The organism is Alteraurantiacibacter aestuarii, assembly GCF_039523595.1.
Taxonomy (GTDB): domain Bacteria; phylum Pseudomonadota; class Alphaproteobacteria; order Sphingomonadales; family Sphingomonadaceae; genus Alteraurantiacibacter; species Alteraurantiacibacter aestuarii.
On record NZ_BAAAFP010000002.1, the window covers coordinates 472,059 to 496,109 of the forward strand.

Consider the following 24,051-nt stretch of genomic DNA (forward strand, 5'->3'; position numbering starts at 1 on the left):
GCGGGGCAGAGGGGCACTCGCATGCTTGCCCGTATCCTCCTTGTTCTGGCCCTGTGCCTGGTACTCGTCAGCGCGCCTGCGGCAGCTGCCAGTGGCAGCGCGCAGGTTCCCGAAGGATCGAGCCTCACCTTGTTCGCACTGGGTCTGGCAGGCCTGATCATCGGCCGCCGTTTCGCGGTGAAGCGCGACAAGGACGATGGCGCCGATCAGTAGGGCGTCTTGACTGTCTGTCTTGACTGCGGCGCGGCTAGCTCGCATCCCGCCAGCATGGATATACTGACCCATCTCGAAGCCGTGATCGCTGAGCGCATCACCGCCGCGCCCAAGGATAGCTATGTCGCCAGCCTCAATGCGCGCGGCCTGCCGGTCATCGCCCGCAAGCTGGGTGAGGAAGGCGTTGAAGCCGCCATCGCGCTGCTTTCCGGCAGTGACGAGGATCTGGTGGGCGAGGCAGCCGACATCATCTTCCACCTGCTGGTGGCGCTGAATGCCCGCGGCCTGTCTCTGGCCGATGTCCGCGCCGAGCTTGAACGCCGCGAAGGGGTGTCGGGACTGGCGGAAAAGGCATCACGGAGCGAGTGATGGCGATCGATCCCACGCAGCCTTACGATCCGGCGAATATCTTTGCGAAAATCCTGCGCGGGGAGATTACCTGCAACAAGGTGTTCGAGGATGAGCATGCGCTCGCCTTTCACGATATTGCCCCGCAGGCGCCGGTCCATGTGCTGGTGATCCCCAAGGGCGCCTATGTCAGCTGGGACGATTTTGCCGCCACGGCCTCCGACCGGGAAATTGCCGGTTTCATCCGCGCGGTGGCCACGGTGGCGCGCGATCTGGACCTGGTGCAGCCGGGCTATCGCCTGCTGGCCAATGTGGGCGCAAACGGCGGGCAGGAAGTGCCGCATCTGCATGTGCACCTGTTTGGCGGCAGGCCGCTGGGCCGGATGATTTCGGGCTGAATCAGCCCCCGGGAAGTGGTGGGCAGGGCAATTGCCGCTTGCCGCATGACTCCGCCCGCCGCTAATGCGGCCAGCGGAGATGGAAAAGTATCCGCAACCCGATGATGGCTGCTTTCGTGGCCAGCAGCACCTGTTTCCGGTGCGTGTCTATTATGAAGACACGGACCTGTCCGGCGTGGTTTATCACGCCAACTATCTGAAATTCTGCGAACGGGCCCGGTCCAGCCTGTTGCGCCTGCTGGGGATAGACCAGCGCGCGGCGGCGGATGCGGGTGAGGGCAACTATGCCGTGGCAGAGGCCAATATTCGCTATTTCGCGCCCGCCCGGCTGGATGATTCACTTGTCGTTCAAACGCGATGTGTGGAACTGCGGGCCGCCAGCGTGCGTTTGGCGCAGGATGTTCTGCGGGGGGAGGATCTGCTGGTGCAAATCAATATTCGTGTCGGCTTTGTTTCCCCCACCGGCCGTCCGCGCCGCCAGCCCGATGGCTGGCGCGCTGCCTTCGATCAATTCTTTGCGAAAGATAATGCATGACCACGCTCGATCTCCTTGCTGCCGGCAGTGCAATTGCCCCCACGCGGCTTGATCCGCTGCAACTGTTTCTTGATGCCGATATTGTCGTCCGGCTGGTGATTCTTGGCCTCGTGCTGGCCTCCGTCTGGGTGTGGACGATCATTTTTTCCTTCTCGCTGCGGATCGGGCGGCTCAAGCGCTCGTCAGCCAAATTCGAGCAGGAATTCTGGACCTCTGACGAGCCAGAGAACCTGATTTCGCGCGCCAAGGCAGACAATGCATCGGGCCGCGTGGCTGCCGCAGGACTTTCCGAACTGCGCCGCTCGACCAAGTCAGGGCTGAAGGATCGCCCTGCCGCGATGGGCCGCATTGCGCAGGCGATGGAAGGTCAGGCCGCGGTTGAGGCAGACAAGCTGGCGGAGCGGCTGAATTTCCTTGCGACCACCGGATCGGTCGCGCCCTTCATCGGCCTGTTCGGCACCGTCTGGGGCATCATGAACAGCTTCTTCCAGATCGGCATGCAGCAGAACAGCTCGCTCGCCGTGGTGGCGCCGGGCATTTCGGAGGCGCTGTTCGCCACCGCCATCGGCCTGTTCGCCGCCATTCCCGCAGTGATCGCCTACAACCGTTTCTCCAACGTTGTGAACGGCTTTGAAGCCCGTCTGCAGCGCTTTGCCGACCGTGTGCATGCCAACATTGGCCGCGAGATGGAAAACAGCTGATGGCGATGGGTCTGCACGCCTCTTCCCGGCGCGGGCGCTCCAGCCGCCGCGCACCGATGGCGGAAATCAACGTCACCCCGTTTGTGGACGTGATGCTGGTGCTGCTGATCATCTTCATGGTCACTGCCCCGCTACTGGCCAGCGGCGTCCCGGTGGAATTGCCCGAAAGCCGGGCCAATCCGCTGGATCAGGAACCCGATCAGGTGACCATCGCAATCGATGAGGCCGGCTTCATCTATATCGATGATGTGCCGGTGGAGCGCGGCGGTCTGCCCGATGCGCTCGACTCGGTGATGGCCAGCGTTGCCGGGGAGCCGCCGCTGGTGACCCTGCGCGCCGACCGCCAGCTCGATTACGGCAGGGTGATGGCTGTGATGGGCGAGTTGAACCGCGCGGGTTTCAATACGATATCGCTGGTCACCAGCGGTTCAGCAAACGCGCCATAGGCGACGATTTGTATGGCCACTCTCGCCAATCTTTCCCGTGAAGAGAAACTCGGCCTTCTGGTCGCAGGCGCAGCGCACGTTGCCCTGGCCGTGGCGCTGATGCTGCAGGATGATAGCCGCGCGCCCTATGAACCGCCGCAGCGCATCGATGTGAGCCTGGCAACTGATGTCAGCCTGACATCCACAGCCCCCGATCCCAGTGCCGAACCGGCCGCATCGATGGCGCCCGAAATATCCGACCAGCCGGTTCCCGATCCTGCGCCGATCATGGAAGTGACCCCGCCGCGCCCCGTCCCCGATCCGCCAAAGCCGCCGCCCGTCCAGCGTACCACGCCGCAGCGCACAGAGCGCACGGTGACACGCCCGACCCCCACGCCCACGCCGCGCGCCACGCAGACACAGGCGCCGCGCCCTCAGCCGCGCCCTCAGCCCACAAGCCAGGCGACACGGATGAACGATCAGTTCCTGCAGGGCATGAGCGATGCCAGCGGCGACAGCGGCTCGCCAGCGCGCACGGTGGGACCGGCAGAGCAGGCTTCGATCGGTCAGGCGATCATCCGCCAGCTCAAGCCGCACTGGAATCCGCCTTCTGGCGTGGATGTGGAACGACTTGTCACCGTGCTGCGTTTCCGGCTTAATGAAGACGGGAGCCTTGCAGGCAATCCCGAAGTTGTACGCCAGACCGGCGTGACAGACAGCAATCGGGCGCAGGCCGGTCGCCATGCTGAACAGGCTGTTCGCGCCGTACGCCTGGCATCGCCCTTCCGTTTGCCGGAGGAATATTATTCCGGCTGGCGGGTTGTGACATCGAATTTCGACAACAGGTTGGCCCAATAATGCTCAGATTCGCTCTCGCCTTTCTCGTCTCCGGCCTTGGCCTGTCTGTCGCCGCGCCAGTCGTTGCTCAGGAACTGAGCCTGCCTCCTGTGGAGCAGGCAGAGGGGTTCGATGCCGAGGAAGGTATCTCTGTCACCGTCACTGCGGACGCATGGCAGGACCTGGGCATTGCCATCCCCGCCTTTGCCACCAATGAGGACGTATCCACCCCCGCCAATGCCAATGGCACGGGCGCGCTGGGTCAGGAACTGGCGCGCGTTGTCTTCAACGATCTGCGCAACAATGGCCTGTTCCGTCCGGTTGGCCCCGATGCCCTGCCGCGCCCCACCTATCCGCAGATTACTGCACCGGCCTATGCCACATGGCGCGGACGCTCGGCAGAAATGCTGGTGCATGGCTATGTGCGCGCAAATGCCGACGGGCGGCTGACGGTTGGCTGCTATCTGTACGATGTGATCCTGCAGGATGAGCTGGTGCGCGAGGGCTGGGTGGTCCAGCCCGCAGAATGGCGCCGCGCCGCGCATAAATGCGCAGATCTGATCTATTCACGCCTGTCGGGGGAAAGCCCCTTCTTTGACAGCCGCATCGCCTATATCGCCGAAACCGGACCCAAGGATAACCGCACCAAGCGGCTCGCCATCATGGATAGTGACGGGGCCAACCACCGCTTCATCACCAATGGCCAGTCCACCGCGCTGACGCCGCGCTATTCGCCCGATTATTCGAAGATCGCCTATCTCTCCTACCAGGACGGCAATCCGCGCATCTATGTGTATGATGTGGACAGCGGGCGGCAGACGCTGGTGACGCAGAGCAGCAATCCGACCTTCGCGCCGCGCTGGAGCCCGGACGGGCGCTATATTCTCTATTCGATGGCGGTGGCGGGCAATACCGATATCTACCGCGTTCCTGCCACCGGCGGCACGCCTTTGCGGCTGACCGATTCACCGGGCATCGATGTGGGCGGTTCCTATTCGCCCGATGGCAGCAAGATCGTGTTCGAAAGCGATCGTTCGGGCACGCAGCAGGTCTATATAATGGACGCTGACGGCCGCAATGCGCGCCGCATCACCTTCTTCTCTGGCCGCGCCGGCACTCCTGAATGGAGCCCGCGCGGGGACCAGATTGCCTTCACCCACATCGTTGGCGATTTTCATATTGCGGTGATGAATACCGACGGGCGTAACATGCGCACCCTGACCAATGGCTGGCAGGACGAGGCCCCCACATGGGCTCCCAACGGACGCATCATCCAGTTCTTCCGTACTGAGCGGGGCTCAGGCGAAACCTCCATCTGGCAGGTCGATCTGACCGGCGAGAATGAGCGCCGCCTGCAAACCCCAGTGGGAGCGTCAGATCCGGCTTGGGGACCGGTTTTGCCGTAACTTCGTTGTTTCCCTGTAGGGTCCAAAAATCACCACATCCTTTTTTGGAGGAGTCTGAAATGCAACGTCATGCCGTCATTCTCGCAGCTACCAGTATTCTGGCTCTGTCTGCCTGTTCGAAGAAGGCTCCGGAGGAACTTCCACCGCCGCCCGTAGCCACCGCCCCGGCACCCGCTCCGGCACCCGCACCCGCACCTGCTCCCACCGGCCCCGTTGCCGGAAGCCAGGCGCATTTCTCGCAGGCCATGGCTGGCCGCGACGTGATCCTGTTCGATACCGATCGCTTCAATATCGATAGTGAGGATGCAGTGGCTCTTCGCGCCCAGGCCGAATATCTGCTGCAATACACCAACGCGCGCGCCACCGTTGAAGGCCATGCCGACGAACGCGGGACGCGTGATTACAACCTTGCTCTGGGTGAGCGCCGCGCCAATGCGGCCAAGAATTACCTGGTCAGCCTGGGTGTTGCGGACAACCGCCTGCGCACGGTCAGCTATGGTGAGGAACGTCCGGCTGCAACCGGATCGAACGAAGGTGCATGGGCCCGCAACCGCCGCGCGGTTACGGTCATGATCAACTGATCATTCGCTGATAAGAGGCCCGAAGAATGCTTGGGCCGGGACATAGTGTCCGATGGCGGGCGCGGAGGCTTGGGCTTTCGCGCCCGTCATTTGTCCGCCAACCATCTGGCCATGGTCACCAGCCGCAGCGGGTTGCGCCGTGCCAAACAGGGCGAAAGCCGACATAGCAAGGATGGAAAAGGCAGCAGAAATGGCCAGTTGCTTGCTCATGTCGATCCTCGCATAGTATCTTGGTAACTGGCAGATAGGCGCAAGAGACCGTATTGCAATGCAGCATTTTGTACGTATTTGTAACGGATGCAGTTGATTGTGAACTTGCGGTTCCAACGCTGCCTTGCGCCCCCTATAGTCCCGCAATGCTCAAAACAGGGTTAATCTGATGGCCGGTTCGCGCCGCAAAGACAATTGGGGTTTCCCCCGCTGGGGCGGCTATGCCGGCAGCCGAGAGGCTGTGAATGTGCGGATATGCGACAGGCACAATTGCAATGAACGGGGCGATTGCCCCGCGCCCAAAAGCCCCAACAGCCCCGACCGGTGGTATTTCTGCCAGAAGCACGCGGCGGAATACAACAAGGGCTGGGACTATTTCGAAGGTCTCGACAAGGAAGAGGCGGACAAGCGTGCCCGGGCCGAACAGCAGGAAAGCGCCGGCTATGCCGAGGCCCAGCACTATGGCTGGGGCGGCAGCGGAGATGGCACGCGCAGCAAGGATGAAATGCGCGCGCTGGAAGTGCTGGAGCTGGACAGCGACGTCGAATTTGAGGCGGTGAAGAAGGCATGGCGCGCCAAGGCCAAGGAAGTGCATCCCGACGTGCGCCCCGGCGATGAGGAGGCGGCCAAGGCCTTCCAGGCCTTCCAACTCGCCTATGAAGTGCTGCGCGCGGCCGAGGAAAGGCGCGAGTGGAAAGGGTGAAAGCCCGCTCGCTGGTGCTAGCCGCGACGGCCTTCTCGCTGTTCGCGGTGGTCGCTCAGGTTCAGGCCCAGGCACAGGCACAGGCACAGGCACAGGCACAGGATGCAGGAGCCCCGATCCTGCTGGAGAGGCAGGGCAGTTTCAGCGTTGGTGGCGCCGATGTTTCGGACGAGGGCGGGGCGACCCAGTCGTGTGACCACGGCTATGTTGAGTATCAGATACCGGCGGATGCGCGGGCCCTGCCGCTGTTCTTCTGGCATTCCTCCAGCACCTTCGTGTGGCAGAACCGCTGGGATATGGGGGAAGGTTTCCAGAGCCTGTTCCTGCGCCGCGGTTACCCGGTGATGTTGTGGGATGGCCCGCGCGTGGGCCGCGCGAACTGGGGTTGTGACAGCCAGACATATAACGCCATGGCCGGGCGCGATCAGCAGAACTTCACCTCCTGGCGTTTTGGTCCGGCGTGGATGGAATGGTTCGACGGCGTGCAGTTCCCCACCCACAACCGCAGCGCCTTCGATCAGGCGATGCGCGCGCGCTACGATGAATTTGACCGGCTGGAGAATATCCGGCTGGAGGCCGCCGCGGCGGTTGAGGCGTTCGGGATTATTGGCCCGTCCATCGTCGTCACATCATCGGCAGGCGGCATGCGCGCCTTGCTGGCCGCCGCACACGATGGGCAAATCGCCGCTATCGTCGCCTATGAGAACCCCGGCTTCCTGTTCCCGCCGGGCGAGGGGCCGGGCACGGCCGACAGCCCGTTTGGGCCGATGCAGGTGAGTGAGGAGGAGTTCGCCCGCCTGCTCACCATCCCCATGCAGTTTGTCTGGGGCGACAATATCGAAGCCTCCCCCGTGTGGTCCGCCAAGCTGGAGGAATGCCGCCAGTTCGTGGCGCTGATCAATGCGCGCGGGGGCAAGGCGGAGATCGTGATGCTGGAGGATGAAGGGCTGACCGGCAACACGCACATGCCCTTCGCCGATCTCAACAACCGGGAAGTCGCCGCCTTGCTCGACGACTTCCTCGCTCGTCACGGTCTGGACGGGCGCTAGGGATTTCTGCCGCCAGCCCGGCGCGCGACAGGCGTTCGCATGCTGGAAACGCAGCAACCTCCCGGCTCAGCGCCGGTTTCGGTGTTTCCCTGCGCAGGCCTGTTGCCCTTAACCGCCGATATAGCTGCCCACATATCTGCGGCCATCGGTGTGCGATGCCGAGAACACGATGATCACTTCCTCGCGATTGGGTCCTGCCAGCTCGCCCGCGAAATTGCCGGTGAAGTTGTAGGTGGTGTCGGTGATTGTGCCGCTGAACGATCCGTTGGCCGCCACCGTGCCGGTAAAGGCCAGTGCCGCCTTCTGCGTCAGCACACTGTTGACGTCCTCAAACAGCTTGATTGTACCGGCCAGGGTCGGGTCGGTCGCCGTCGGCGTGACGGTGAAAGTTGTGCTCTGGGAGACCACGATGTCGGCTGGCGTGGTGCCGCGTATACCGCCAACGGCATGGGCCAGGCCGGTGTATGTCAGTACGCTGGAAATGGCATTGGTGGTGGTGATGCGATTGGCGAACAGTGATACGCGGCGGCTGCGCAGGATACCCGGCGTGGTTCCGCTGATGATCGAATCCTTGCGCTCATAACTTGCGCGCAGAACGTGCTGGAAAGGCAATTCCAGGAACAGCGCTTCATCACCCTTAACATAGGTGCGCAGGGTGGCTGATGTGGTGGTCCGGTCAACGCCTGCAAAACTGGCTGCGGGGTTGAGATCGGTGAACGCGTAGCCAATCGATTCCGGCGAGAAGACATAATTCACCGCGCCTGCTCCGCCGCTGAGGCGTGAGGCATCGGCGAACACTTCCGCACCGCCAGTGGTGGGCGTGAAATTGCCGTAGATATAGACTAGGTTACTGATCGAGGTGAAATCCTGCGCGAAATCAATCAGCGTTGGTGCCGTTGTCGGCGTTGGCGTGGGCGAAGGTGTGGGAGTGCTGGTCGGAGTAGGCGTGGGTGTTGGCGTGGTCTTGCCGCCGCAGGATGCGACCATCGCGCTGCAGGCTGCGACGCCCAATACCAATGTGAATTTGCGGAGCACGAGACACCTATCCTTCTTCGACTGACTGATTGATCCGGATTTTTCGGAATGAACGGGTTGATAGCTGCACTGGACAATCATGGGCAAGGAGTTTCGCCTGAATGTCCCCAAGGGTCAGCACTGGCGAGCGGGAAAAGAACAAGCATCAAGGCAGGTGGCATTTGCCACGCGCAATAGCGGCGGGGCAGAACTGCCCTGCGCGTTCACGCTTATAGCAGGCCCGCCACCACCCAGCACACGCCCACGATCAGGAAAATCCCGGCGATATCCAGCATGACTCCCGCGCCCACCATGCGCGGCAAAGCGATCCTGCCGGTAGCCCAGGCGATGGCATTGGGACCGGTGCCTGCGGGCAGCATGAAGCCCCAGCTGGCGGCAAGGGCGGCGGGCAGGGCCAGCAGCAGGGGATCTCCGCCAAGCGCCGCAGCAAGGCTGGCCACCACCGGCATGATCCCGCTGGCGGTGGCGACGTTGCTGGCAAATTCGGTGACCAGCACCACCATGGCAACCAGCGCCAGCGCCACCACGATCAGCGGGACGCCCGCCAGTGGCAGCAGGGCATTGCCCAGCCATTCCGCCAGACCCGTGCGGGTCATGGCTCCGGCCAGAGCCAGTCCGCCGCCGAACATCATGATCACGCCCCACGGCGCGCGGTCGGCCTCTCTCCACACCAGCAGGCGGCGTCCGGTGCCATCGGGCAGGATGAACAGCGCGAAGCTGGCCAAAATGGCAATAGTGCCGTCGGTATAGGAATCTTCGGGCAGATATTCGGCCACCCACTGACGGGTCATCCAGGCGACAAAGGTGATCGCGATGATCGGTACCAGACGCCGTTCCGCGATTGTCCACGGCCCGTGCGGATCGATGGACTGGCGCGCCGAAGCTGCATCGAAGGGATGCAGCGCAACCTGCTGTACCTTGCTGATGATGAAGGCGGCCAGGGGTATGCCCAGCAGCACGATGGGCACGCCGAACAGCGCCCACAGGGCAAAGCTGACATCCAGCCCGATGGTCTGCCTCAGCAGCGCCACGCCAATGGCATTGGTGGGCGATCCGATGATCGTGCCAAGCCCGCCGATGCTGGCGGCAAAGGCGATGCCCATGGGCAGGGCGCCCGATAGACCCATCTTGTTTTCGTCAAATCCCGATGCCCCGCCGCCAGCCAGCACGGCCAGCGCCATCGGCATCATGATCAGCGTGGTGGAGGTGTTGGAGATGATGTTGGAAAGGATCGCCGCGGCAATCATGAAGGCCAGCAATATGCCCGATGCGCCGCCGCGATCGCCCACCAGCTTGAGGATGAACATCGCCAGCCGCCGGTGCAGCCCGGTGCGCTCTATCGCCAGCGCAATGAAGGCCCCGCCCAGCAGCAGGAACAGGATGGGTGAGTAATAATCGCCCGCCACCTCGCGCGCGGTTCCCCCGCCGCGAAAAGGCAGGACCACGAAAGGCAGCAGGGCGGTGGCCGTCAGCGGGATCGCTTCGGTCATCCACCAGGCGGCCATCCACACCACCAGCCCTGCCACATGCCACGCCTCTGTCGGCATGGTGGCAGGCGCGGGCAGCACCAGCGTGGCGGCAAAGCCAGCCAGCCCGATCCAGAATCCGATACGGCTGGCCGTCATGGCTAGCGCTTGCCCTCCCGTTGCAGTGGCTTATCATCCTACCGCACTGATTGGCGCGGGCAAGGAGCGGGTGATGAGCAAAGGCAAGGTTCTGGGGATTGGCGGTGTCTTCCTGCGTTCGGCAGACCCGGCGCGGCTGGCCGCATGGTACCGTGACAACCTTGGTTTCAACGCCACGGTCAGCGGCAGTCCCACGCCCGATGGCGAATGGACATGGCAGCAGCAGGCCGGCCACACCGTCTTCGCCGCTTTCAATGCAGACACAGATTACTGGCAAACGGACCGTCAGATGATGCTGAACCTGCGCGTTGCTGGACTGGACGATCTGGTGGAGAGCCTGGCCGCAGCCGGCATAGAGGCCACCCACCGCGAACAGATGGACGGCGTGGGATGCTTTGCCCGTATCCACGATTGTGACGGCAATCCGGTGGAGTTGTGGGAACCGGCCTGAGCGCGCCGATCGCTAACCCTGCTGCGTAACGATCCGGTATTGTGAGTCACGCGGGACATAGAGCACCGGCGGCTCGTCGCCCGGTCTGATCAGCACCTGATCGATCGGCACGGCGTCTGCTCCGCTCTGCGCCAGGAACACCTGCACCAGCCGCACGCCTTCATCGGGCACCATGTCTGCTCCAAGCTGAAAGGCCACGCGACCCGTGCGCGCCAGCCAGTCTGGCCGGCCGCCCAGCACGGCGATGGGCGGATGGACAACCTGCAGGTCCATCAATTCCGCGTTGAAGCCGACATGCGCGGGCTCGCCGCCCTCGAAGATCACCACCGGCGCAGTGCCCTGCTCCATGCCGATCGCGGCATATTCCTGCGGCATGTTATATTCGGACAGGTCGGTCTGGTTGATGGTCAGCGGGTCGATGCCCGTCAGCGCCTTCAGTCGCGACGCCATCCATTCCTGCTCTTTGGAGAAAGGCCGTTCGGCTGCATGGCTATAGCCGACATGAATCAGGAATTTTGCGTCCGGACCTGCCGCTTCCAGCGCGGCGGCAAGGTTGCGCGCCTGCGCTGCTTCACGCAGGGCGATGCTCTCGTTCGGGTTTTCCGGGCGCTCACCCGCTTGCGGGACATATTCATAGGCGACCGGCTCATACCCGGCGACCAGCACGCGGTGCAGCAAATAGGCAAAGGCCGGGTCGGCCAGATAGTAGCCATCGCCAAAGGCGGCATAATCGCGTTGCCGCACCGCATCGATCGGTGCCTTGGCCTGTTCCGGCGAATAGCAGCAGTTGGTCAGCGCCTCGGCGGCATAATGCGTATAGCCCAGCGGGCGCAGCGCTTCGGCCACATCCATGACGAAGGCCCGGTCACGCGGGTTGTCATGTGCTTCGTTGATGATGACGATGCGGGTGCGGGCTGCGTGCTCGACGATGGCTGCAATGGCTTCGCGCCGCTCCAGCGCAGCAAAGCGTGCGGCAACTTCTGCTGTCAGCGGGTCACGGCGGGAGCGGGGAATGTCACGGTCCGCCACAAAGCCGTCTAGCGAGGGGCGGAACTGCTGCCAGATGGACCGTGCCGGACTGTCTGCAGCTATGGCATCGGGATCACCGAATATGGCCAGTGCGGCAAGGTAATCGCCTTTGCCATATGCGGGGCTGAGTTCGCTGGAGATGCGCTGGAAGGTTTTATCGGCAAATGGGTCCTGCTGTGCAGCTGCTGGTTGAAACAGCAAGCTCAGCGCTGCGCCAAGCACGCCAATCGCTGCAAGTGCAGATAGACACCTCATGAAACCCTCCCCGGCAAGGCCAGCGAAAATGGTCTGCCATGCCTGAGCCGAAAATGAACGGGGCGCGATCTTGCGACCGCGCCCCTCTGGTGATTTCAAATAAGTGCGCGCCGTTACTTGGGCGACAGCACCATCAGCATCTGCCGGCCTTCGAGGCGCGGATAGGCTTCGATCTTGGCGGTTTCCGCCATGTCTTCCTGTACCCGCTTGAGCAGGTCCATGCCCAGGTGCTGGTGCGCCATTTCGCGTCCACGGAAGCGCAGCGTGACCTTCACCTTGTCGCCATTGTCGATGAACTTGTTCATCGCCCGCATCTTCACATCATAATCATGATCGTCGATGTTGGGACGCATCTTGATTTCCTTGATGTCCTGCGTCTTTTGCGTCTTGCGCGCGGCATTGGCCTTTTTCTGGGCCTCATACCGATACTTGCCGACATCGAGGAACTTGCACACGGGCGGGTCTGCGTTGGGCGAGACTTCGACCAGGTTCATGCCGACTTCGGCAGCCTGTTCGATCGCTTCTTCAGTGTACATGACGCCGATGTTCTCGCCATTTTCGTCAATGACGCGAACTTTTTCGGATTGGATGAGATGGTCGAAACGGGGGCCGGACTTGACCGGCGGCGCCATCGTGCGGCGGGGTGGACGTGGTATGGGCTATGCTCCTGTAGGTTATTTCTGGCCCCCATGTAGTGGCAAACACGGCGGCGCGCTAGGGGTGAAAGCTAGGCCTCCTTGCGCCACAGCGCGAAGCGGGCCAGCCTGCTTCCCGCAGGCACCACGGCATCGATGGCACTGGCGGGCTGCATCGCGGAAAGTATCGCCGGATCGGCTGCATTCATTCCGCCTGTCAGCGCGCCAAATGCCGGCAGGATCATCCGTCCGGACCCTTCGCCATCGCTGCTGATCACGGTGCACGGGCGGCGAATATGGCGATGGTGCACCTTCACCTGCAGGCGTGGGTGGAAATGGCCGGAAAGTTCTGGCCGTGTCTCCCCCTTCATGGCCTGATGGCGCAGGACCATTCCCGCCAGATCCAGCTCCTCCACAAAGGTGCCGCCGCACGCGGCCCGTCCTTGTGCATCCTGCCCTTCGTCATGATTGCCGGTGATCCACACCCAGTCGAGCGCGGTTGTCAGCGCGCTGAGCATGCCCGCCGCATGCGGCTCCAGCCGGGAAGCGCCCGCCGCATCATGGAAATTATCGCCCAGCGTATAGACCCGCCGTGCACCCGTTTCCTTCACCGCCAGCGCCAGCCGTTCCAGCGTTTCGCGGCTGTCATAGGGGGGCAGCATCTGCCCATGCCCGGCGAAAAAGCTCGATTTCTCAAGGTGCAGATCTGCCACCAGCAAGGCATTTTCGCGCGGCCAGAACAGCGCGCGGCCGCCTTTGGGGCTGCCCGTTTCGCCCGGCACCAGGCGGAACTCCTCCCCGCAAAAATCAAAGGCGAACGAAACAAGAACCATGCGCACCACTTGCCGCGCGCCACCTGCTTTGGCAAGAGCGCTTCCATGGAATGGAAACCTTATACCGATCAGGCGCGCAACTGGTTCGAAACCCTGCGTGACCGCATCTGCGCAGAATTTGAAGCGATCGAGCGCGAGGCAGGCAGCGATGCCAGCTTCGAGTTCACGCCGTGGGACCGCGATACCGACGATGGCACCGAAGGCGGCGGCGGTGTGCGCGGGGTGATGAAGGGCAAGGTGTTCGAGAAGGTGGGCGTCAACGTCTCCACCGTATCGGGCGAGTTTGCCCCGCAGTTCGCCGGCACGATCAACGGTGCAAGCGTTGAGCAGCCGGGCTTTACCGCCACCGGCATTTCGCTGGTTGCCCACATGGCCAATCCGCATGTCCCCGCCGTGCATATGAACACCCGCTTCCTGACCACGCAGTCCGCATGGTTCGGCGGCGGAGCGGACCTCAACCCGCCGATTGAATATGATGAGGACACCGAAGCTTTCCACGCCCGTTTCCGGGCGGCCTGTGCGGCGCATAATCCCACCTATTATGACCGGTTCAAGAAGTGGGCGGACGACTATTTCTTCATCCCCCACCGCAATGTGGCGCGCGGTGTGGGCGGCATTTTCTACGATCACCTGGAATGCGCCGATGACGCCCAGTTCCAGCGCAATTTCGCCTTCACCAGGGATGTGGGTGAGGCCTTCCTCGACAGCTTCCCGCATATCGTGCGCAAGCGCATGGGGCAGGAGTTCTCAGAAGAAGAAAAGCGCCAGCAGCTCGAATGGCGCGGACGCTATGTCGAATTCAATCTGGTCTATGACCGGGGCACGCTGTTCGGTCTGAAAACCGGCGGCAATATCGATGCGATCCTGATGAGCCTGCCGCCAGAGGTGACGTGGAGCTAGAACTTACCGTGTGGTGGGTGTCGCGGGGCAGGTGAATCCTGCTGCTCTGCTGGCTGCGGCTTATTCTTCCCGCGTGGCATCCCTGTCCATCAGGTCGCCAATGCCGCCAAGAGCCCTGTTGCCAGGTGTGTTGGCGCGGCTGCGATAAAGGCTGCGCAGGTAGGCCAGGTCGAAGCTGGTGATCCGCTCGGGTGCTTGTGCGGGATTGTCGAACAGCGCCAGGATGGTGCCATAGGCGGCATCTGCGTGCGGCGGACTGGTGCGGGCCAGCGTGCGCATGGTCACGTAATCGGCCACGGCCACGCCGTCCAATTGCGCGATTGCGCCGCTGTCGATCATCACCACGGACAGTTCCAGATCGGTCCGCGTGCCGGAATTGAGGCGCGAGATTTCGGTGGAGTCGAACACGGGTGGGCGACCCATGCGGGCCTGGCCATCGCGCGTCCGGGTGGTCACCACGTTCCATGCGCGAACGGGTCCTTCCTGCTCGGAAAGACGCTTGCTCTCCCAGAAGGACAGTCCGGAGACGAGATAATGCCTCGCCTCGCGCAGTTGATCCAGCTCATCGCGCGGATCGGCAACGAACAGCACCAGCACATTGGGCGGGCAACCCGGTTCCTCTTCCAGATCCACGCCGATTTCTTCCGCGTTGGAGTAAATCCGGTCGATGATCAGCTGCGCGCTTTCGGGGTTGAGACCCCACACGCCCGCGCAGATCGGCTGTTGAAAGCGGGCCAGCGGATCGCCGAATGCCTGGCTGCGCGGCGTGATCGCCCGCGCCTGGGCGCGAACCTCGCTGCCGTCGACGGTGCGATCCAGCCGCCCGGTCACAATGATGGAGTTGTCACCGTCCGGCGTGTCCTGCGCCGCGATCGGCGCGGCAAGCGCCAGGATGCTGGCGGCGAACAGGCATCTTGTAAGACTATATCTATGCATGGTTGCCCGCCGTGTGGTTGATTGAACTGCACGTTCCAGGACCTGATTCATCCATTTTCGTCCATGTCCGACAAGCGCAGCTGGCGCCAGCACAGACCAGTCCAAGCGCGCTTTTCGCTCGACGAATGAGCCCGGGCCGGATTTGTCTGAGGCAGGGTGATCTGCAACTTTTGCGCTTACAGAACCCGGTATCCGATCGGTTTGAAGTTGCCGCCATTGGAGGCATAGGCTGAACAAGCGGTGAGGCCAATTACCAGGTCCATCATCGCTTCCAGCCGCAGGATATCACCCTTCTTCGAAGGCGGAGGCTCGACCGACAGCTTTCCGCTTTCGCCGTCAAACGGCACGTTCATGAACACATTGAAAGCGGTGGGGATCGCGTCTTGCGACACGCCGAAGGGTTCCAGCGCTTCTGCCAGATTGCCGAAACAGCCACGGTGCACGGGCTTGTCGGGATAGAAATGCGTGAACGTCGCCTCACTACAAGGCGTCAGCAGGAAATCGTGGCAGCCAACATCGTCGCGGGTGATCTTGAGCATGGGATTGGAACGGTTTGACCACAGCGTATTGCCCGTGGTCAGCTTGAGCGTTTCCTCATAATCGAACGTGCGCCCGTTGGAGATGACTTCGCGCGTGTCTTGCGCATTGAAGGCGAGCAGGTCGGCAACCTGGCAGCCCATGACATCCACCACGTCCAGCATCTGGCCGCGGGCGAGCAGGAAAGCTGTGCCACTGCGCGGGGGAATGATCTGCATGTCCATCATGCGCGCTTGTCCTCGAAAGGCGGAATCCAGTCTTCACCTACATTGCGGCCTGAATATTGCCGCGCCTCGCTGCTTTCGCCGTGGCGGGCGAGCATCGGGTTGATATCGCCTGCCAGTTGTTCGTCGCGTGCGAGGATCTTCTTGCGCATGCCTTCATAGCGTCCTTCCTCGCGCAGTTTTTCGAATTGATCGTGCAGGTTGAACACCAGCGTCGGCCGTCCAAAGCGCCGCGCCGGGCGTGAGGCATGGGGGTGCAGGCCAACCACGAAATACGCCTCACCGCCAAAGCTGAGCGAGAAATGGGGGTTGGCAGGATCGGCACTGACTCCGGGATCATAGGGCTGGCCGCGCCAGTGATCCTTGTCGGCCAATGACTGGATGCGTTCCCACATCGCGGTTTCGAAATGTTCTTCGGTCAGGTCGCGGGGCCCTTGGAACACCACTGCAAGGCTGCGCAGGCCGCCCGGATCATCGCGATAGGAGTAGGCCCATTGCAGCAATTCATCGTGCAGCTTCACATCGTTCCATGCACTGGTGATATCGCGCGCGGCCACGACCTTGAGCGTGCCGCGCGCCATGGCCGATTTGGCCCCCACACAGGGGAATTCACGGCTGCCAATCCATTCTTCCAGTTCACCGCGCAACTGCTCGCTACGGTCATGATCCTCACGGACCTGTTCCTTCAGCATGGTGACGCTCCTGCAATTGCGTGGTCATTGTGGCAGGTGCAGGCCTGCGCAACACTGGTTGCAGAATGTGCGGTACGGCGGCCCATGGTCCAGTTGTTCTGAAAGCGAACCTGCGGATTGGGGGCGCACCAGATCTCGCCATTCTCGTCCAGCGCGGTGACCCAGATCAGGTGATGTTCCGGGCCATAATCGATAATTCCGACGGCCTGCCCGCGGCCGCGATCAAGAACCTGAACCGGTAGACTGGGATTGAGCTGCGTGAACATGGTTGGCCTCTTGCGCTGCATGTCCATGATAAATGGTCGAAACCTTCTGTGGTTCCAGCAGCGGCCAGGATGCAACGAGGGGATCAGTCAGGCGCAGAGCTCGTTCCAGAAAGCCGCCTCTTTTTCGATCAGCCGTTCAATATAGCTCGCGTCTCTGGGTACGCTGAAAAGGATCGGTGGCCGGTCTGGCAGATAGCAGAAGAAGTCCATTTTCAGGAGGCCGGTCACCGCCATCGTGTGCTGGAGCTGACCGTACAGGGCGCGCGGTACTGTGCGGCTGCGGCCGGTGCGCGCATGAATGGCAGGACCGCATTTGATCTCGACCGCCTGCATCGTGTCCACGCATATTCCGTCGAGACTGCAGCGCATCCATTCATGAGCGCGGCTTTGAGCGCATAGCGGCCGGACATTCACGCCGCGAATTGTGCAATAGGCCGCGCGTGCCCTTGGCTCCAGCATCACCCCTCTGGTCATGGCACTGGTGACTGTCTGCCGCCGCCGGGCAAGTTCTGGATTGCGCCGCTCAAACAGCAGGTCCTTTGCGGACTTCCACGGGTTTTCGCCCATGATGGCCGGTGCATCGGACGCCCCGATGCCGCCTGCGCGCCATTGCCGCCAGCTTTCGGTGCCCTGCACAAGATCCACAATCGTGAACGGAGCGCTTTGCGGCGCGGTCATGATCTTTGCTGCTCTTCCAGATCGAACAGATCCTCCACCGGCACTTCAAGTGCGCGGGCGATTTTGAGCGCGACGATGGTGGAGGGCACGAAAACCCCGTTCTCCACCGTGTTGATGGTCTTGCGGCTGACCCCGATCTGGTCTGCCAGCTGAGCCTGAGTCCAGCCACGCGCAGTGCGGGCATCGCGGATGGTGTTGGTAAGCGCCTCGGTCATTGCTGGTAGGATTTGCGCTCAAGCAGAGCGAAGCGCAGTGCGGCGACGCTGACCGTTGAGGTGAGGATCAGATGGGTTGCCTGCCGCAACATCAGTTCACCAAAATTGCTGTAAATGAAGAGGGCGAGCGTTGTCAGAACCGATGCCAGGAAGCCGGCGGCGATCGCTTTGCTGCGGTTTTGCCGGGTCACCTCGTCATCGATCAGGGGCAGCAACCCGGGGCGGGATTTGGGGAATTTACCGCCGGTATAGAGGACGATTACAAACGAACTGGAAAGAATGATCCACGCGACCACTTGGACCGGTTTGGCAGCCCATCCGACATCGGCAAGAATGGTAGAAAAGTTGATCTGGATCGCCACATAAGCAATCACCAGCAAGAGCAGCGCGCGGGCGCGCCTGCGCCCAACCATTTCGGCGGCTTCCTGATCGCTCGCTGGCAAGTTTTTCATACGCATCGTGAATCTCCGTGTAACCCACGGGTTACATGTAACCTCTAAGTTACAATTCAGTCAAGCGCCCGTGGAAATCTCGCCCATCTCCGCGATTTCCCTTGCCTGTTTTCTGCCCGATGGCGCACTATCTTGAATATATGCTGCGCCAGTACGAACTTGTTGAACGGGTCCTTGAATATGACCCCGATGCCGATGCGGCGCTGCTCAACCGTGCCTACGTCTATACGGTGCAGAAGCACGGCAGCCAGAAGCGCGCCAGCGGCGATCCCTATTTCAGCCACCCGGTAGAAGTTGCCGGGTTGATGACCGACCTGAAGCTGGATCAGGCAACCATCATGACCGCGCTGCTCCACGATACGGTGGAGGACACGCTGGCCACGATCGAGGATATCGAGCTGAATTTCGGCAGCGAAGTGGCGCGGCTGGTGGACGGCGTGACCAAGCTCTCCAAGATCGAGCAGATGCCGGAGAATGAGCGCGCGGCGGAAAACCTGCGCAAGTTCCTGCTGGCGATGAGCGAGGACCTGCGCGTGCTGCTGGTGAAGCTGGCGGACCGGCTGCACAACATGCGCACGCTGCATTTCATCAAGAACCCGGAAAAGCGCCACCGCATCGCGCGGGAGACGATGGATATCTATGCCCCGCTGGCAGAGCGTGTGGGCATGTATGAATATATGCGCGAAATGCAGCTGCTGGCGTTCGAGCAGCTGGAGCCAGAAGCCTATGCCACCATCAACGCCCGGCTGGAGCAGATCCGTTCCACCGAAGGCGGGCAGGTTGATGCCATCGCGCTCAAGATCAAGCAGGCGCTGGCTGAATCCGGGCTGGATGTGGAAGTGTGGGGGCGCGAAAAACACCCCTATTCGATCTGGAAAAAGATGGCCGAGCGCCATGTGAGCTTTGAACAGGTCACCGATATCATGGCCTTCCGCGTGCTGACGCGCGATACCGATGATTGCTACCGCGCGCTGGGCGTGCTGCACCAGACCTGGAAGATGGTGCCCGGACGGTTCAAGGACTTCATCTCCACCCCCAAGACCAATGGCTATCGCTCGCTCCACACCACGCTGATCCATGCCGGATCGATGCGTGTGGAAGTGCAGATCCGCACGCGCGAGATGCACCGCACCAATGAATTCGGCCTGGCGGCGCACTGGGCGTACAAGCAGGAAGACCGGCCCGATGGCGAAGTGGGCTGGCTGCGCGACCTGATCGAGATTGTCGATGCCAGCCATGATGCCGAAGAACTGCTCGAACACACCAAGCTGGCGGTTTACCAGAACCGCATCTTCGCCTTCACGCCCAAGGGCGCGCTGTTCCAGCTGCCCAAGGGATCGACAGCGGTGGATTTTGCATTCGCCGTCCACACCGATCTTGGCGCGCAGACCGTGGGCGCCAAGATCAATGGCCGGCACATGCCTTTGCGCACACCGCTCAACAATGGCGATGTGGTGGAGATCATCAAGGGATCACACGCCCAGCCGCAGCTCAGCTGGCTGGGGTTTGTCGTCACCGGCAAGGCTCGCGCCGCCATTCGCCGCGCGGTGCGGCTGAAGGAACGCGGAGAGATTGCCGAAATCGGCACCAAGCTGTTCGAAGAAATTGTCGAGCGTCTGCCTGCCAAGGTGGGAAAGAAGGCAATTTCCGCCGCGCTTGAACGGCTGGAGCTGGATCACAAGGAAGACCTGATGTTCGCCATCGGGTCCGCCAAGCTGACCGACCGGGAAGTGATGGAAGCGCTTGTTCCCGGCAGCACCAGCGATTTGCCAGCCCCGCCCGAACAAGGGCGCGCCATCAGCATCAAGGGGCTGACGGCGGGCATGGGTTTCAGCCTGGCAGACTGCTGCCATCCTGTTCCCGGCGACCGCATTGTCGGCCTCAGGCGCAAGGGGCAGGGGGTGGAAGTGCACGCCATCGATTGCCTTGAGCTGGCCAATGGCGAGGATGTCGACTGGGTCGATCTGTCATGGGGCGAACGCTCTCACGGTGCGGTCGGACGGCTGCATGTCGTGCTGTATAACCGCCCCGGCACTCTGGCTGAAATGGCCGGCGTGTTCGCCAAGAGCAATGCCAATGTGATGAACCTGGAACTGACCCAGCGCGACGATCCGTTTCACACCTATGAGGTGGATCTGGAAGTGCAGGACCTGGCGCATCTCACCCGCATTGTCAGCAGCCTGCGGGCGAGCGACAGCGTGGCACAGGCAGACCGGGTCTGATGTCTCACATTACCGGGCTCGATCATGTCCAGCTGGCCATGCCTGCTGGTGGTGAGGCGCGTGCGCGGGCATTCTATGTCGGCGTGCTGGGCATGGCGGAGTTACCCAAACCTGCCCATCTGGCGGTGAATGGCGGCTGCTGGTTCACCAGCGGCGATGCGCATATTCATCTGGGCGTGGAGCATGGCTTTGCGCCAGCGCGCAAGGCGCATCCCGCGCTGCTGGTGCACGATCTGCCGGCCTATGCCGAGCGACTGGAAAGTGCCGGAGTGTCCTTTGCGCCGGGCAAGCCGCTGGATGGCTATGTGCGCGGCGACATTTCCGATCCCTTCGGCAACCGGATCGAACTGATGCAGCGGCTCTAGCCTGCCTGCAGTGACAGGTCGGCGGCAATCGCCTCCTCGAAATCGGCGGCGATGGGCCATGTGCTGGCGGGCATGTACTGGGTGTAGATGGCGCAGCGCCGGCCGCTGACCATGTCCACAAAACCAACCGTCCCGGCGCTTCCGGCCCAGCCATAGGCGCTGTCCATTCCAGCCCAGCCCAGCCTTCCAGCGGCGCCGAATGCAAATCCTTCCACCCATGATCCCAGCGAAACCGATGGATCGGGCCGCAGGTCCGATGTGCCCAGCTGTACCGCCGCTGCGGGCAGGATGCGCGTTCCATCCAGCTCGCCCAGATTGGCGACCATGTGCAGGAAGCGGTCATAATCATGCGGAGAGGACACCAGCCCGGTGCCGCCCATGGGGAAATAGTCATCCCCGGCAAACACCGTGCCCTGCGCAGGATCGAGCAGGACCGGGCTTTCCCCGCGCACGTCATAACTTTCGGTCAACCGGCTGCGCGCGTCTTCCGGCACGCGGAAGAACGTGCTGTTCATCCCGCAGGGGGCGAAAATCTTGTCAGCCAGGAAGCTCTCGAAATCCTGCCCGCTGACCACTTCGATCACCCGCCCGATCACGTCCAGTCCGGTGGAATAGCTCCACTGCGTGCCCGGCTGGTGCGTCAGCGGAAAAGTGGCCAGGCGATCGGCGAATTCGGTCAGGCTGGTCACCGGCGTGCCCCGCGCCAGTTCCGCTGGCGGGTAGGGGCCAACCAGCCCGGTCACCACGCCTGCGGCCTTCATCGCCTGCGACAGCGGCCCCTGCTCCACAAAGCTGTATCCCAGGCCGGAGGTGTGGGTGAGCAAGTGGCGGATGGTGATCGGCCGTGCGGCGGGCTCCAGATTATCGGCGGTGATCGGGCCGTCATATTCCTTCTGCACCTGCATGTTGGCAAAGGCGGGCAATATCTCGGCCAGCGGCTGGTCGAGCGACAGCCTGCCCTCTTCCACCAGCAGCATGGCGGCCATGCCGACAATCGGCTTGGTCATCGAATAGAGGCGATAGATACTGTCAGCATCGCTTTGCCGCTGGCCGCCCAGACGGTCTGTTCCGCCACCGATCAGCAGGCTTTCCTCGCCCTTGCCGATCATTGCCAGCATATTGGCGATCATGCCCCGGCTGCGGTAGCGCGCCACCATTGCGGACAGGTAAGGCCAGTCATCGGCGCTCATCGGCGCGCTGCCGGCGGCGGAGGTGCAACCGGCCAATGGCAATGCGGTCAGCGCCAGTCCCGCGCCCGCCGTGCGGCGCAGCATGGCGCGCCTTGTGTGCCAGCCCTTGGGGCCGCCGCGTCCGTCCATCATATCCCTCTCCCCCTCGCGCTGCCTGCCCGCCTGCTGGGCTTATAACAAGGTCAGCTGCGCCGTAATCTCGTCACCTTCCGCCACACCCTGTGCCCGCCGGGCCACCGCCTTGATCGGCAGGAACCAGCCATAGTCCTGCGGGAAGACGGAAGTGCTCCACTCGCTGTCGCCCAGCTTCACCTCCACCTTCACCGATCCGAAGCCGCGGCGCTTGCCGCTTTCGATCCGGCGCAGCAGTTCATGGCCGGAAATCTCCTCCGCCGCCTTGCCTTCGATGCGGATATAGGTTGCCAGAACGCCGCTATCGTTGCGCCAGCCCAGCAATGTGCCCGATACGGTGATCTGGTCGCCGCTCTGCATCACTTCTACTCCGTCAGGGGGTCGATGTGGCGGATCGGCACCGGCACGTTGCAGATGTCCACGCCGCTCGCGGGCACGGTGTAGAAGGCGTCATTGCGATTGGCGCGCACTGCCACATAACGGGCGAAGCTTTCGCTTTGGGTGGACAGATACTGGTAGCGCCAATGCTCGGCCTCCTCCGTCTCGCTGGCAAGCCGGACCGAGAGGATCGGCGTATCCTGATCGCGGCTTTCATACACGCCAGCATCCCCCGTGCCGCGCCTGAGCGTGGAAAGATGCTCGATCCCGTCGATCACCCGGCCGACCACGGCGATGTTGCGATCAAGCTGGCGCGGCGCATGGCCGATCACGGCGTAGAGTTCGGAGCCGGTGCCGGTGTCTGGCGCAAGATCGCGGGCGACGCCGACGGATGCATAGCAGTGGACGGGCCAAGCCGTGGTGCTGCGCTGGGTATCGGGCCCCGACCCCATGGGCCATCCACCAACAAAAGCGGTTTCCAATGCATAGCTGTCGCCCTTCTGGCGTGCGATCGCTTGCTTGATAGCGTCGGCATTTGGTGCCTCGACAATCTCACCAGTAACAAATTCTTCGATCCACATCGATCGGAGCATAGCAGTGAGCGGAAAGACCGCTTGATCGAACTCTGGCGCTGGAGGAAGCACAGAAGCATACTCGCTTTCTGGCGACACCACGCCCTCCGGCAGCGGCCTGTCCTCGCTCACATCACCCCATTGCGCCACCCAGTTATCGACCACGCGATAGACGCTGGTGCCATCCCACCAATGGGCGCGGGCGAGGGTGCGGATGTTCTCCACCCACGGCTGGCTGAACGGCGCGGGAATCAGCTGGATCACCACGAAGCGCGGGCTCTCGTCATCACCGGGGGCCAGAACCATCACCAGCAGATCGCCGGGATCAATCTCGGTCCATTCCTCCGGCGTGGATGCCGCCACGATGCTGTCGGGCGTTACCGGGTTGGCAGGCGTAATTGGCGCGGCATTTTCCTGTGCTGCCAGCGGTGTGGCAAAGGCCAGCGAAACGGCGGAGAGAAGGGCAAGGCGGCTCATGGCCTGGAGTGTGCCACCGGTATGCGCGAAGGCAAGGCCTATCCCGCTTGTCATCCGCTCATACTGCGGCTAGTGGCCTGCCTCTGCCAAAACAGGCATGCGGAGCGGTGGCCGAGTGGTCGAAGGCGCACGCCTGGAAAGTGTGTATACGTCAAAAGCGTATCGTGGGTTCGAATCCCACCCGCTCCGCCACCCACCCCCAGCACTCGTCTCTGGTTTCAGGGAGGGCGCGCAAGCCCGCGGAACAGGCGGCTTTGCGTGGGCCATTCCGTAACAGCGACATCATTGTGGCCGTCTCCTGGACGATATCAGCCGGCATTTGCGCGGCCCGTCTCCGGCCGTACCTGCATCGGTCCGGTTTGCCTGTTAAACAGGGCAGAACAGGGAAAAACGTGAATTTGAGCCCGAATACAGGCCATCTGCAGCAATTTGCGCAAGATTCTACCTGAGAAAATAACGCCTTTTCGGTAGCTTAAAGGGCACGAAAAGCCGTTTTCCTGTTAATCGCCCGAACAGGGTATTTAAACCCCCCGAACAGGTGCCTCA

At 62.3% G+C, this 24,051-nt stretch carries 31 protein-coding genes and 1 tRNA gene; 16 read left to right on the plus strand and 16 right to left on the minus strand.

What is annotated here, in order from left to right:
* The first annotated feature begins 21 nt into the window (after positions 1-21).
* The 9 genes from ABDZ98_RS06000 to pal all read left to right on the plus strand — a co-directional run bounded on the left by ABDZ98_RS06000 (position 22) and on the right by pal (position 5,444).
* Positions 22-213 (plus strand): PEP-CTERM sorting domain-containing protein, encoded by a 192-nt coding sequence (locus ABDZ98_RS06000; protein WP_160589495.1) that lies wholly within the window; start codon positions 22-24, stop codon positions 211-213.
* 54 nt (positions 214-267) lie between these two features.
* Positions 268-582 carry a phosphoribosyl-ATP diphosphatase gene (locus tag ABDZ98_RS06005; RefSeq protein WP_160589496.1) on the plus strand — a complete coding sequence of 105 codons (315 nt, stop codon included), beginning with the start codon at positions 268-270 and terminating at the stop codon, positions 580-582.
* Entirely contained in the window at positions 582-959 is a 378-nt protein-coding gene (locus ABDZ98_RS06010) for a histidine triad nucleotide-binding protein (RefSeq protein ID WP_160589497.1), read from the plus strand. Before ABDZ98_RS06005 ends, ABDZ98_RS06010 begins: the two co-directional genes overlap by 1 nt.
* A gap of 79 nt (positions 960-1,038) precedes the next feature.
* Positions 1,039-1,494, plus strand: a complete 456-nt coding sequence (locus tag ABDZ98_RS06015; RefSeq protein WP_160589498.1) for a YbgC/FadM family acyl-CoA thioesterase — start codon at positions 1,039-1,041, stop codon at positions 1,492-1,494.
* A complete protein-coding gene (tolQ, locus tag ABDZ98_RS06020; RefSeq protein WP_160589499.1) occupies positions 1,491-2,195 on the plus strand; it encodes a protein TolQ in 705 nt (234 codons plus the stop codon). The genes ABDZ98_RS06015 and tolQ overlap by 4 nt, the downstream gene beginning before the upstream one ends.
* Positions 2,195-2,641, plus strand: coding sequence for an ExbD/TolR family protein (locus ABDZ98_RS06025; RefSeq protein ID WP_160589500.1), 447 nt, complete (start codon positions 2,195-2,197; stop codon positions 2,639-2,641). The genes tolQ and ABDZ98_RS06025 overlap by 1 nt, the downstream gene beginning before the upstream one ends.
* Before the next feature lie 12 nt (positions 2,642-2,653).
* Positions 2,654-3,478, plus strand: a complete 825-nt coding sequence (locus ABDZ98_RS06030; protein WP_160589501.1) for a TonB C-terminal domain-containing protein — start codon at positions 2,654-2,656, stop codon at positions 3,476-3,478.
* Complete coding sequence (gene tolB / locus ABDZ98_RS06035; RefSeq protein ID WP_160589502.1) at positions 3,478-4,863, plus strand: Tol-Pal system beta propeller repeat protein TolB; 1,386 nt, start codon at positions 3,478-3,480, stop codon at positions 4,861-4,863. The genes ABDZ98_RS06030 and tolB overlap by 1 nt, the downstream gene beginning before the upstream one ends.
* Before the next feature lie 59 nt (positions 4,864-4,922).
* Positions 4,923-5,444 (plus strand): peptidoglycan-associated lipoprotein Pal, encoded by a 522-nt coding sequence (pal, locus tag ABDZ98_RS06040; RefSeq protein WP_160589503.1) that lies wholly within the window; start codon positions 4,923-4,925, stop codon positions 5,442-5,444.
* Here pal and ABDZ98_RS06045 read toward each other — a convergent pair whose 3' ends face one another.
* Positions 5,445-5,654: a hypothetical protein gene (locus ABDZ98_RS06045; protein ID WP_160589504.1), complete on the minus strand. Its 210-nt coding sequence runs from the start codon at positions 5,652-5,654 to the stop codon at positions 5,445-5,447.
* A gap of 169 nt (positions 5,655-5,823) precedes the next feature.
* Between ABDZ98_RS06045 and ABDZ98_RS06050 the strand changes: the two genes are divergently transcribed.
* Both ABDZ98_RS06050 and ABDZ98_RS06055 read left to right on the plus strand, forming a co-directional pair.
* Entirely contained in the window at positions 5,824-6,357 is a 534-nt protein-coding gene (locus ABDZ98_RS06050) for a J domain-containing protein (RefSeq protein WP_160589505.1), read from the plus strand.
* A complete protein-coding gene (locus tag ABDZ98_RS06055; RefSeq protein WP_160589506.1) occupies positions 6,345-7,406 on the plus strand; it encodes an alpha/beta hydrolase family protein in 1,062 nt (353 codons plus the stop codon). Before ABDZ98_RS06050 ends, ABDZ98_RS06055 begins: the two co-directional genes overlap by 13 nt.
* A 108-nt stretch (positions 7,407-7,514) precedes the next feature.
* Here ABDZ98_RS06055 and ABDZ98_RS06060 read toward each other — a convergent pair whose 3' ends face one another.
* Together ABDZ98_RS06060 and ABDZ98_RS06065 are read right to left on the minus strand one after the other, a co-directional pair.
* A complete protein-coding gene (locus ABDZ98_RS06060; protein WP_202385897.1) occupies positions 7,515-8,441 on the minus strand; it encodes a hypothetical protein in 927 nt (308 codons plus the stop codon).
* A gap of 209 nt (positions 8,442-8,650) precedes the next feature.
* Positions 8,651-10,066 (minus strand): SLC13 family permease, encoded by a 1,416-nt coding sequence (locus ABDZ98_RS06065; protein ID WP_160589507.1) that lies wholly within the window; start codon positions 10,064-10,066, stop codon positions 8,651-8,653.
* 25 nt (positions 10,067-10,091) lie between these two features.
* Between ABDZ98_RS06065 and ABDZ98_RS06070 the strand changes: the two genes are divergently transcribed.
* Positions 10,092-10,517 carry a VOC family protein gene (locus ABDZ98_RS06070; RefSeq protein WP_337190130.1) on the plus strand — a complete coding sequence of 142 codons (426 nt, stop codon included), beginning with the start codon at positions 10,092-10,094 and terminating at the stop codon, positions 10,515-10,517.
* Positions 10,518-10,529: 12 nt separating this feature from the next.
* Here ABDZ98_RS06070 and ABDZ98_RS06075 read toward each other — a convergent pair whose 3' ends face one another.
* The 3 genes from ABDZ98_RS06075 to pdeM form a co-directional block, all read right to left on the minus strand.
* Positions 10,530-11,747, minus strand: a complete 1,218-nt coding sequence (locus tag ABDZ98_RS06075) for a hypothetical protein (RefSeq protein ID WP_343806207.1) — start codon at positions 11,745-11,747, stop codon at positions 10,530-10,532.
* A gap of 167 nt (positions 11,748-11,914) precedes the next feature.
* Positions 11,915-12,433 carry a translation initiation factor IF-3 gene (gene infC / locus ABDZ98_RS06080; protein ID WP_160589509.1) on the minus strand — a complete coding sequence of 173 codons (519 nt, stop codon included), beginning with the start codon at positions 12,431-12,433 and terminating at the stop codon, positions 11,915-11,917.
* Between the two features lie 95 nt (positions 12,434-12,528).
* Positions 12,529-13,269 carry a ligase-associated DNA damage response endonuclease PdeM gene (gene pdeM, locus ABDZ98_RS06085; protein WP_160589510.1) on the minus strand — a complete coding sequence of 247 codons (741 nt, stop codon included), beginning with the start codon at positions 13,267-13,269 and terminating at the stop codon, positions 12,529-12,531.
* A gap of 45 nt (positions 13,270-13,314) precedes the next feature.
* Between pdeM and hemF the strand changes: the two genes are divergently transcribed.
* The gene (gene hemF / locus ABDZ98_RS06090) at positions 13,315-14,169 is read left to right on the plus strand and encodes an oxygen-dependent coproporphyrinogen oxidase (RefSeq protein ID WP_160589511.1); all 855 of its coding nucleotides are present in this window, start codon (positions 13,315-13,317) and stop codon (positions 14,167-14,169) included.
* A 60-nt stretch (positions 14,170-14,229) separates the two neighbouring features.
* Here hemF and ABDZ98_RS06095 read toward each other — a convergent pair whose 3' ends face one another.
* The 7 genes from ABDZ98_RS06095 to ABDZ98_RS06125 form a co-directional block, all read right to left on the minus strand.
* Positions 14,230-15,105 (minus strand): hypothetical protein, encoded by an 876-nt coding sequence (locus tag ABDZ98_RS06095; RefSeq protein ID WP_160589512.1) that lies wholly within the window; start codon positions 15,103-15,105, stop codon positions 14,230-14,232.
* A gap of 176 nt (positions 15,106-15,281) precedes the next feature.
* Positions 15,282-15,869, minus strand: a complete 588-nt coding sequence (locus tag ABDZ98_RS06100) for a DUF1989 domain-containing protein (RefSeq protein WP_160589513.1) — start codon at positions 15,867-15,869, stop codon at positions 15,282-15,284.
* A complete protein-coding gene (gntA, locus tag ABDZ98_RS06105; protein WP_160589514.1) occupies positions 15,866-16,558 on the minus strand; it encodes a guanitoxin biosynthesis heme-dependent pre-guanitoxin N-hydroxylase GntA in 693 nt (230 codons plus the stop codon). The genes ABDZ98_RS06100 and gntA overlap by 4 nt, the downstream gene beginning before the upstream one ends.
* The gene (locus ABDZ98_RS06110) at positions 16,552-16,845 is read right to left on the minus strand and encodes a hypothetical protein (protein ID WP_337190131.1); all 294 of its coding nucleotides are present in this window, start codon (positions 16,843-16,845) and stop codon (positions 16,552-16,554) included. Before ABDZ98_RS06110 ends, gntA begins: the two co-directional genes overlap by 7 nt.
* A gap of 66 nt (positions 16,846-16,911) precedes the next feature.
* Entirely contained in the window at positions 16,912-17,502 is a 591-nt protein-coding gene (locus ABDZ98_RS06115; RefSeq protein WP_160589515.1) for a lambda-exonuclease family protein, read from the minus strand.
* Positions 17,499-17,717 (minus strand): helix-turn-helix transcriptional regulator, encoded by a 219-nt coding sequence (locus ABDZ98_RS06120; protein WP_160589516.1) that lies wholly within the window; start codon positions 17,715-17,717, stop codon positions 17,499-17,501. Before ABDZ98_RS06120 ends, ABDZ98_RS06115 begins: the two co-directional genes overlap by 4 nt.
* A complete protein-coding gene (locus tag ABDZ98_RS06125) occupies positions 17,714-18,175 on the minus strand; it encodes a hypothetical protein (RefSeq protein ID WP_160589517.1) in 462 nt (153 codons plus the stop codon). Before ABDZ98_RS06125 ends, ABDZ98_RS06120 begins: the two co-directional genes overlap by 4 nt.
* Positions 18,176-18,309: 134 nt before the next feature.
* On the opposite strand from ABDZ98_RS06125, the gene ABDZ98_RS06130 reads away from it, so the two are divergent.
* Both ABDZ98_RS06130 and ABDZ98_RS06135 read left to right on the plus strand, forming a co-directional pair.
* A complete protein-coding gene (locus ABDZ98_RS06130) occupies positions 18,310-20,391 on the plus strand; it encodes a RelA/SpoT family protein (RefSeq protein WP_160589587.1) in 2,082 nt (693 codons plus the stop codon).
* Complete coding sequence (locus ABDZ98_RS06135; RefSeq protein ID WP_160589518.1) at positions 20,391-20,756, plus strand: VOC family protein; 366 nt, start codon at positions 20,391-20,393, stop codon at positions 20,754-20,756. Before ABDZ98_RS06130 ends, ABDZ98_RS06135 begins: the two co-directional genes overlap by 1 nt.
* Here the strand turns inward: ABDZ98_RS06135 and ABDZ98_RS06140 are convergent.
* The 3 genes from ABDZ98_RS06140 to ABDZ98_RS06150 are packed head-to-tail and all read right to left on the minus strand — an operon-like array spanning position 20,753 to position 23,505.
* Positions 20,753-22,078: a serine hydrolase domain-containing protein gene (locus ABDZ98_RS06140; protein ID WP_237437323.1), complete on the minus strand. Its 1,326-nt coding sequence runs from the start codon at positions 22,076-22,078 to the stop codon at positions 20,753-20,755. The genes ABDZ98_RS06135 and ABDZ98_RS06140 overlap by 4 nt on opposite strands.
* Before the next feature lie 39 nt (positions 22,079-22,117).
* On the minus strand, positions 22,118-22,438 hold the full coding sequence (locus tag ABDZ98_RS06145) for a DUF1905 domain-containing protein (RefSeq protein WP_160589519.1): 321 nt from the start codon (positions 22,436-22,438) through the stop codon (positions 22,118-22,120).
* 5 nt (positions 22,439-22,443) lie between these two features.
* Positions 22,444-23,505 carry a peptidylprolyl isomerase gene (locus tag ABDZ98_RS06150; RefSeq protein ID WP_160589520.1) on the minus strand — a complete coding sequence of 354 codons (1,062 nt, stop codon included), beginning with the start codon at positions 23,503-23,505 and terminating at the stop codon, positions 22,444-22,446.
* 101 nt (positions 23,506-23,606) lie between these two features.
* Here ABDZ98_RS06150 and ABDZ98_RS06155 point away from each other — a divergent pair.
* A tRNA-Ser gene (locus ABDZ98_RS06155) sits at positions 23,607-23,697 on the plus strand.
* The last annotated feature ends 354 nt before the right edge of the window (positions 23,698-24,051 follow it).

Coding starts and splice junctions, on each gene's coding strand:
- ABDZ98_RS06000 (WP_160589495.1), top strand. CDS start 22: ATGCTTGCCCGTATCCTCCTTGTTCTGGCCCTGTGCCTGGTACTCGTC.
- ABDZ98_RS06005 (WP_160589496.1), top strand. CDS start 268: ATGGATATACTGACCCATCTCGAAGCCGTGATCGCTGAGCGCATCACC.
- ABDZ98_RS06010 (WP_160589497.1), top strand. CDS start 582: ATGGCGATCGATCCCACGCAGCCTTACGATCCGGCGAATATCTTTGCG.
- ABDZ98_RS06015 (WP_160589498.1), top strand. CDS start 1,039: ATGGAAAAGTATCCGCAACCCGATGATGGCTGCTTTCGTGGCCAGCAG.
- tolQ (WP_160589499.1), top strand. CDS start 1,491: ATGACCACGCTCGATCTCCTTGCTGCCGGCAGTGCAATTGCCCCCACG.
- ABDZ98_RS06025 (WP_160589500.1), top strand. CDS start 2,195: ATGGCGATGGGTCTGCACGCCTCTTCCCGGCGCGGGCGCTCCAGCCGC.
- ABDZ98_RS06030 (WP_160589501.1), top strand. CDS start 2,654: ATGGCCACTCTCGCCAATCTTTCCCGTGAAGAGAAACTCGGCCTTCTG.
- tolB (WP_160589502.1), top strand. CDS start 3,478: ATGCTCAGATTCGCTCTCGCCTTTCTCGTCTCCGGCCTTGGCCTGTCT.
- pal (WP_160589503.1), top strand. CDS start 4,923: ATGCAACGTCATGCCGTCATTCTCGCAGCTACCAGTATTCTGGCTCTG.
- ABDZ98_RS06045 (WP_160589504.1), bottom strand. CDS start 5,654: ATGAGCAAGCAACTGGCCATTTCTGCTGCCTTTTCCATCCTTGCTATG.
- ABDZ98_RS06050 (WP_160589505.1), top strand. CDS start 5,824: ATGGCCGGTTCGCGCCGCAAAGACAATTGGGGTTTCCCCCGCTGGGGC.
- ABDZ98_RS06065 (WP_160589507.1), bottom strand. CDS start 10,066: ATGACGGCCAGCCGTATCGGATTCTGGATCGGGCTGGCTGGCTTTGCC.
- infC (WP_160589509.1), bottom strand. CDS start 12,433: ATGGCGCCGCCGGTCAAGTCCGGCCCCCGTTTCGACCATCTCATCCAA.
- pdeM (WP_160589510.1), bottom strand. CDS start 13,269: ATGGTTCTTGTTTCGTTCGCCTTTGATTTTTGCGGGGAGGAGTTCCGC.
- hemF (WP_160589511.1), top strand. CDS start 13,315: ATGGAATGGAAACCTTATACCGATCAGGCGCGCAACTGGTTCGAAACC.
- ABDZ98_RS06095 (WP_160589512.1), bottom strand. CDS start 15,105: ATGCATAGATATAGTCTTACAAGATGCCTGTTCGCCGCCAGCATCCTG.
- ABDZ98_RS06100 (WP_160589513.1), bottom strand. CDS start 15,869: ATGATGGACATGCAGATCATTCCCCCGCGCAGTGGCACAGCTTTCCTG.
- gntA (WP_160589514.1), bottom strand. CDS start 16,558: ATGCTGAAGGAACAGGTCCGTGAGGATCATGACCGTAGCGAGCAGTTG.
- ABDZ98_RS06110 (WP_337190131.1), bottom strand. CDS start 16,845: ATGCAGCGCAAGAGGCCAACCATGTTCACGCAGCTCAATCCCAGTCTA.
- ABDZ98_RS06115 (WP_160589515.1), bottom strand. CDS start 17,502: ATGACCGCGCCGCAAAGCGCTCCGTTCACGATTGTGGATCTTGTGCAG.
- ABDZ98_RS06120 (WP_160589516.1), bottom strand. CDS start 17,717: ATGACCGAGGCGCTTACCAACACCATCCGCGATGCCCGCACTGCGCGT.
- ABDZ98_RS06125 (WP_160589517.1), bottom strand. CDS start 18,175: ATGCGTATGAAAAACTTGCCAGCGAGCGATCAGGAAGCCGCCGAAATG.
- ABDZ98_RS06130 (WP_160589587.1), top strand. CDS start 18,310: ATGCTGCGCCAGTACGAACTTGTTGAACGGGTCCTTGAATATGACCCC.
- ABDZ98_RS06135 (WP_160589518.1), top strand. CDS start 20,391: ATGTCTCACATTACCGGGCTCGATCATGTCCAGCTGGCCATGCCTGCT.
- ABDZ98_RS06140 (WP_237437323.1), bottom strand. CDS start 22,078: ATGATGGACGGACGCGGCGGCCCCAAGGGCTGGCACACAAGGCGCGCC.
- ABDZ98_RS06145 (WP_160589519.1), bottom strand. CDS start 22,438: ATGCAGAGCGGCGACCAGATCACCGTATCGGGCACATTGCTGGGCTGG.
- ABDZ98_RS06150 (WP_160589520.1), bottom strand. CDS start 23,505: ATGAGCCGCCTTGCCCTTCTCTCCGCCGTTTCGCTGGCCTTTGCCACA.